The 7,149-nt window shown below is 76.6% G+C and carries 5 protein-coding genes; 3 read left to right on the top strand and 2 right to left on the bottom strand.

Annotated elements, in window-relative coordinates:
- Positions 1–501: 501 nt before the first annotated feature.
- Positions 502–2,622, top strand: coding sequence for an MMPL family transporter (locus ACI798_RS21460; protein ID WP_457048906.1), 2,121 nt, complete (start codon positions 502–504; stop codon positions 2,620–2,622).
- A 365-nt stretch (positions 2,623–2,987) separates the two neighbouring features.
- Positions 2,988–3,371, top strand: coding sequence for a hypothetical protein (locus tag ACI798_RS21455; RefSeq protein WP_456939192.1), 384 nt, complete (start codon positions 2,988–2,990; stop codon positions 3,369–3,371).
- A 12-nt stretch (positions 3,372–3,383) separates the two neighbouring features.
- Here ACI798_RS21455 and ACI798_RS21450 read toward each other — a convergent pair whose 3' ends face one another.
- Complete coding sequence (locus ACI798_RS21450) at positions 3,384–4,481, bottom strand: permease (protein WP_457048905.1); 1,098 nt, start codon at positions 4,479–4,481, stop codon at positions 3,384–3,386.
- 46 nt (positions 4,482–4,527) lie between these two features.
- Complete coding sequence (locus ACI798_RS21445; RefSeq protein ID WP_456939194.1) at positions 4,528–4,677, bottom strand: hypothetical protein; 150 nt, start codon at positions 4,675–4,677, stop codon at positions 4,528–4,530.
- Between the two features lie 302 nt (positions 4,678–4,979).
- On the opposite strand from ACI798_RS21445, the gene ACI798_RS21440 reads away from it, so the two are divergent.
- Positions 4,980–7,025, top strand: a complete 2,046-nt coding sequence (locus ACI798_RS21440) for a SpoIIE family protein phosphatase (protein WP_457048904.1) — start codon at positions 4,980–4,982, stop codon at positions 7,023–7,025.
- The last annotated feature ends 124 nt before the right edge of the window (positions 7,026–7,149 follow it).

The following is a 7,149-nucleotide window of genomic DNA, read 5'->3' as shown; positions in this document are numbered from 1 at the left end:
CTGACCGATCGCGACATCCATCAACCAAAGGAACCCACAACCCGACCGGACACACCGGCCAGGCCACGGGGGTTTGTTACTTGGCACTGACTTTCGGCACGCTGTTGAGTTCTCAAGGAGCGGACGCGCTCGTACTCGGACCCTTGCGGGCATTCGTTCGAGGCGGTGTCCCCACTCTACACCAGGCTCCGCAACAGCGCGCCCTCAGAGGCGCTTCCGGCGGTTGACCAGGCTGGCGGCCCGGTCCGTTCTCGCTTGGTGCAGGAAGAACCATACACGGCCCCGAAGGGGTCCTGCAGGGGGGTCCCGAGCGCGACCGGGACCGGCACGGTGCCGCCGGGTGAAGGGCCCGTCACGAGCCGCAGGCGCGCGCCCGGTAGGGCCGGGCGGTGTGATCACCGGGGACCAACGTCGGTGACGGGGCGCCGTGCCCGTCGTTAGCGTCCGGCCCGACAGTCCCCGTCCGGGTCCGCCGGCCCGGTGTTCCCGGAGGGCCCGGTCATGGGCAGGTCCTACGCGTCCCGTGTCAGTTCCCCACGCCTGAAGTGGGTCATCCTCGTCGTCTGGGTGGCGCTGGCCGCAGCGGCCGCTCCCCTGGCCGGCGGGCTCACCGGTGAGCAGGAGAACGACATCGCCGCCTGGCTGCCGCAGGACGCCGAGTCCACCCGCGTCCTCGAGCTCCAGCGCGAACTCGGCTCCAACCCGGACCTCATACCCGCGGTGGTCGTCTACGAGCGGACGACCGGGCTGACCGCGGAGGACCTCGCCGCCGTCCAGGAGGACGTCGGCGTGTTCGGGGAGCTCGACGAGATCTCCGGCAGCGTCGTGGGGCCGATCCCCGCCGAGGACGGGCAGGCCGTGCAGCTCGTCGTCCCCCTGGACGTCGGACCGGACGGGTGGGAGGCCATCGCCCCGATCGTCGACGACATCCGCGCCGAGGCCTCGCAGGCGCCCGACGGGCTCGAGGCCTGGGTGACCGGTCCGGCGGGCAACGCGGCTGACTCGTCCGAGGCCTTCGCGGGCATCGACGGCACGCTGCTGTTCGCCGCGCTCGGCGTCGTCATCGTCATCCTGCTGCTGACCTACCGCAGCCCCGTCCTGTGGATCCTGCCGATCTTCTCGGCGGTCATCGCGCTGGTCTGCGCCCAGGCCGTCGTCTACCTGCTCGCCCGGTACGCGGAACTCACGGTCAACGCCCAGAGCGCGAGCATCCTCACCGTCCTGGTCGTCGGCGCCGGGACCGACTACGCCCTCCTGCTCGTCGCCCGGTACCGGGAGGAGCTGCGGCTGCACACCGACCGGCACGAGGCCATGACCGAGGCCGTCCACCGCGCCGGCCCGGCGGTGGTGGCCAGTGCCGGCACCGTGGTCCTCGGCATGCTCTGCCTGGTCGCCGCGGAGATGAACTCGACCGCGGGCCTCGGCCCGGTCGCCGCGATCGGCGTCGCCGTCACCCTGGTCGTGCTGATGACGCTGCTGCCGGCGCTGCTGGTCATCTGCGGCCGGTGGGTCTTCTGGCCGGTGCGCCCCGCCTTCGGCAGCGCCGAGCCGAGCGCCACCGGTTGGTGGGCCCGCGTCGGGGCCTGGATCCGGCCGCGCCCCCGGGCCACCTGGATGGTCACCAGCGCGCTGCTGCTGCTCGCCTGCCTCGCCGTCTTCCGGCTCGACCCGAGCGGCCTGACCCAGGCCGAGGGCTTCCGCGGGACGCCGGAGTCGATCGCCGGCGAGGAGGTCGCCGCCGAGCACTTCCCCGCCGTCGCCGGCAACCCGGTGGTCGTGGTGACCACGGCGGACGACGCCGAGGCGGTCTCCGCCGCGGTGGCCGCGGACGACGGCATCGCCACGGTGGCTCCCCCGCAGGTCGTCGGGGACGGCGCGCTCGTCGAGGCCTCGCTGGCCGATCCCTTCGACAGCGCGGCGGCCGCCGCCACCGTCGAGCAGCTGCGCACCTCGCTCGACGACGTCGGCGACGGGCAGGCCCTGGTCGGCGGGACGACGGCGCTCAACCTCGACGTCCAGACCGCCTCGCAGCGGGACAACCGCGTCGTGATCCCGCTGATCATGCTGGTGGTGCTCGTCGTCCTGGGCGTGCTGCTGCGGGCGCTGGTCGCGCCGCTGCTCCTCATCGCCACGGTGGTGCTGTCCTTCGGCGCCGCGCTGGGGTTGAGCGCCCTGGTCTTCGACTGGGTGCTCGGCGTGACGGCCACCGACAGCTCGTTCCCGCTGTTCGTCTTCGTGTTCCTCGTGGCCCTCGGGATCGACTACAACATCTTCCTGATGACCCGGGTGCGGGAGGAGTCCGCCGACCACGGCACGCGGCGGGCCGCGCTGATCGGGCTGGCCGCCACCGGCGGCGTGATCACCTCGGCGGGCCTGGTGCTCGCGGCGACGTTCGCGGTGCTCGGCACCCTGCCGCTGACCTTCCTGACCCAGCTGGGCATCGCCGTGGCGCTCGGGGTGCTGCTCGACACGATCGTCGTGCGCTCGGTGCTGGTCACGGCACTGACCCTCGACGTCGGCCGGTGGATGTGGTGGCCCGGCCGGCTGGCGCGCCGTCTCGACGAGCCGGAGGTGCCGCCCGCGCCGGCGGCGTCGCCGTCGGAGGCGCCGGCCCGGACCTGACGCCGGCGGGCGTGCCGGCACGGCGGCGTTCCGCTCATCGGCACGGGCCTGGGACGCCGGCGGGGACCCGGGGCAGGGTGGACCGGCCCGCGCGACCCGCCGCGGCGGACCGGAGGAGAACCGGGTGGAGCACGGAGGACGGCTGCGCCTCGCCGATCAGTGCCGGGTGGTGGTCGACAACGACTGGGCCGGCGACCCCGACGGTCTCGTCGCGCCGGCCCACCACCTGCTGTCCCCGACCAACCGGGTGGTCGCCGTCACCAGCTCCTTCCTCGACCCGGTGTTCGGCCCGCTGGGGTCGGCGGCGCGCGGGCCGGCGGGGCCGCCGAGTACGACCGGGACACCGACCGGCGGCCGCGGAGCTGGTGCTCGCCCGCCCGGAGCCGGCGATCCGGCAGTTCCCGCCGGAGACCCACCGGCGCTGCGCCTGCACGGTCGCCGCACTCGGGCACGACCTCGCCGGCAGCGGCCGGGTCGGCCGGGTCGGCCGGTGGCTGTGGACCGGCTTCCTCGAGCTCCCGCTGCCCGACTGGATCCGGCTCGGCGGCGTCTGGCCGCTCGGCGACAGCCCGGCTGTGCTGGTCACCGCCCTGGACGACGAGTCGAGCACGTACACCGAGACGGCGGGTGGGACGCGGCGGGTCCACACCGACGTCGACACCCGGCTCCTGTTCGGCGACCTGCCGGCGCGGCTGCGCCTGCACGAGGCGCGGCAGGCCGGCGTCGAGGGAGCGCCGCCGCACAGGTGACCGGCGGGGGTCTCAGCCGGCCAGGACGGTCAGGACGGCGCCGCCCACGAGCCCGCCCCCGGCGACGACGGCGGCGGTGACGGCCGTGGTCCGCCAGCCGAAGGCCCGGCCGACCATCGCGATCCCGGGCACGCTGACCGCGGGCAGGGTGAGCAGCAGCGCGCCGACGCCGCCGAGCGACAGCCCGGCCAGCGCCAGGCCCTGCAGCACGGGGATCTCTCCCCCGGTCGGCAGGACGAGCAGGGTGCCGACGACAGCGGCGAGGACCACCACGAGGGGGCCGGCGCCGAGCCAGCCGTCGACGAGCGGCACCAGCCAGCCGCGGAAGGCGCCGACCGCGAGGACCACGAGCAGGTACTCGGGGACGAGGGTGACGAGCAGCCGCAGCAGGGTCCGCCCGAACCGCTCCGGCGCCGTCGCCGCCCAGCTGCGGGCCGGCCCCGGGTCCGCGGGCAGCACCCCGGCGGGGACCTCGCGGCGGTCGGTGAGCCGGGCCACCAGCGCCGCGCCGCCGACGACGACCAGCGCCCCGACGAGCAGCCGGGTGACCGTCCACTGCCAGGGCGCGACCAGCGCGAGGAACACCAGCACCGCCGGGTTGAGCAGCGGGTTGCCCAGCCAGTACGCGACGGCCGCGGCGGTGCCCACGCCGTCGCGGCGCAGCGTCGCCGCCACCGGGGCGGTGCAGCAGGTGCACATCATCGACGGCGTGCTGACCAGCCCGCCGACGGCGGCGGAGCCGAGCGTGCTGCGGCGGTCGAGCACCCGCAGCAGCCAGGCGCGCGGGACCAGGACCTGCACCGCCGCGCTGATCAGCAGCGCCGCGACCAGCGCCTTCCAGACCGCCGCCAGGTAGGTGCCGGTGAACGTCGTCGCGGCGTGCCAGCTGGGCGCGTCGCCCGGCTCGACGCCGCCCACGGCCAGGATGCTGTCGCCGTCCCAGGCGTGGGTGGCGTGCAGCGACGCCACCTTCGCCCCGTACGGCAGCCACTTGGCCCACAGCAGCACGGCCACCGCGACCCCGAGCGCCAGCAGGGTGCCCACGACGGCGGCCGTGCGGGCCGGCGGCCGGGTGGGGCGCTCGGCGGACAGCCGGCTCGTCGTCGCCACGTCCGGGATCCAACCGGCGCGGGCGGGCGGCCGCAGCGCGGCGGCCTCAGGCCGGGGGCCGGCGCGCCCCGTCCGCCGGGCGCGCCGCCTCCACGGCCGCGACCTCCTCGTCCCGGCTGGTCACCGCGCGGCCCAGCGCGACCACCAGCGCCAGCTCCAGCACCAGGCCCACCACGGTGAGCACCACCCAGCCCACGGCGCCCTCCCCGGGTCCCGTTCCGTGGCCCGCTCAGGACGGGACCCGCTCGGTGTCCGGGCCGTGCACGAGCGGGCCGGGGTGTCGACCGGTGGTCATGCGCCCATGGTCGGGAGCCGGCGGCGACCCGCCTCACCCCTGCCGGGGGATGCCGGGCCGCCCGGAGCGCCCACCGCCGCTGTGCGCTCGGCCACATCCCCCGGGGGACGGACGCGGCCGATGCGTGAACGGGCCCGCCGCCCGGGTAAGCGCGGGGCCCGTGGTGCAGCCGCCCCCGGGTCGGGACTCCGATGGGTGTGCGCGTGACCGACCACGGCGGAGCAGACGCCGACACGACCAGCAGTGCCACCGACGGCGACGGCGCGGCCGGACCGGACGCCGCGGAGCAGCTGGCGCGGCTGGTCGGGGACGCCGACGTCGTCCGCACCGCCTTCGACCAGGTGCCGCTGATCCTCGCCGTCTACGCCGGACCCGAGCACACCGTGGTGGCGGCCAACGCGGCGATGCGGTCGTTCTTCGGCCGGGACGAGCTGGTCGGGGCGCCGATCCGGTCGGCGCTGCCGGAGCTGGCAGGGCAGCACGTCTTCGAGCTGCTCGACGAGGTGCTGGCCACCGGCCGCAGCCGGGTGGCGCGGGAGTGGCGGCTGCAGGTCGACCTCGGTGGCACCGGCGCGCTGCAGGAGGTCTACCTCGACTTCCACATGGCGCCGACGCACGCCGTCGACGGGCGGGTGAGCGGCGTGGCCACCTACGCCTACGACGTCACCGAGTCCGTGCGGGTCCGTCAGGCCGCCCAGGAGCAGGCCGCCGACGCCGAGCGGCGGCTCCGCGACGCCCGCGACGTCGTCACCGCGCTGCAGGAGGCGCTGCTGCCCACCGACCTGCCGGTGCTGCCCGGCGCCCGGATCGCCGCCCGGTACCTGGTCGCCGACCGCGACCAGGTGGCCGGCGGGGACTGGTTCGACGCGATCCCGCTGCCCGGCGGCAGCGTCGCGCTCGTCGTCGGCGACGTCGTCGGGCACGGGGTCGCGGCGTCGGCGGCGATGGGCCAGCTGCGGGCGGTGCTCGCCGACGCGCTGGTCACCGGCGCCGGGCCGGCCCAGGCGCTGGCCCGCGCGGACGCGTTCGCCGCGCGCAGCCCGCGGCTGCGCGCCACCACCGTGGCGCTGGTCGTGCTCGACCCGGCCACCGGCGACCTCACCTACGCCTGCTGCGGGCAGCCCCCGCCGGTGGTCGTCGCCCCCGACGGGTCCACCCGCTGGCTCACCGACCTCGGCGGCGAGCCGCTGGGCACCGGCGTCCCCGGCACCGCCCCGGCGCTGTCGGCGGGGACGCTGGCGCCCGGGGAGCTGGTGCTCCTCTACAGCGACGGGCTGGTCGAGCGGCCGCACCGCAGCATCGCCGACGGCATGGCGGAGCTGGCGAAGGTCGCCGCCGACACCGCGACCGGGCACGCGCCGCTCGGCGCCGGCGCCGGCCCGGCCGAGCGGGTCTGCCAGCTGACCGTCGAGCTGCTCACCCGCACCGGCTACGACGACGACGTCACCACCCTCGCCGCGCACCGCCTGCCGGAGCCGGTCCCCGCGCTGCACGTGGAGACGACCACCGACCACGGCAGCATCCGCGGGCTGCGGCGCACCGTCGACGCGTGGATGGACACGCTCGACCCGGCCGACGACGACCGCGACGCCGTGGAGCTGGCGATGTGGGAGGCGATCGCCAACGCCGTCGACCACGCCTACCCGCCGGGGCTGCCCGGGCCGGTGCGGGTGGACGCCGCCCTGCTGCCCGACGGCGTGCTCGAGTGCCGCGTCACCGACGAGGGCAGCTGGCGCGACCCGGACCCCGGGGCCACCCACCGCGGCCGGGGACTGCTCATGGCGCAGCAGCTCACCGACTCCCTGCACGTGTCGCGCGGCGCCGGCCCGACCGACGCCGGCACGGTGGTCACGCTGCGGCACCGGCTGCACCGGCCGGCGATGCTCGGCTCCGACATCGGCCGCGACACCGCGCCCGCCGCCCGCCCGCCGTTCGCCGTCGACGTCGCGCCGGGTGGTGGGGACGGCAGGCCGGCCGGCCGCGACGTGCGGCTGCGGGTGTCCGGGCCGGTGGACGTCACCTCGGTCGAGGCGCTGGCCCGGCAGTTGGCCGCGGCCTCCCGCGGCGGTGTGCTGCCGCTCACCGTCGACCTCAGCGAGGTGACGCTGCTGGCCAGCGCCGGCGTGCAGGTGCTGCACCGGATGCGCGACCAGCTCGCCGGGCACGGCCACGCGCTGACCCTCCTCGCGCCGCCCGGCAGCACCGCCCGCACCGTCCTCGACCTCGTGCGCCTGCCCGCCACCGGCTGACCCGCGGCTCCTCCCGGCGGAGGCCCGGGACGGGGCGCCGGCGGCCTCACCGACCTCACCGTGCGGTGCCCGACCGCGCGCTGCGGGCTGAGGCCGGGCACCACACGGTGGGGTCGGCGCCGTG

Source organism: Geodermatophilus sp. SYSU D01045 (genome assembly GCF_054050295.1).
This window is presented reverse-complemented; position numbering and strand designations above follow the sequence as displayed.

Bases quoted from the DNA above. Each gene is read 5' to 3' on its own strand.
- ACI798_RS21460 (WP_457048906.1), top strand. From the start codon at position 502: ATGGGCAGGTCCTACGCGTCCCGTGTCAGTTCCCCACGCCTGAAGTGG.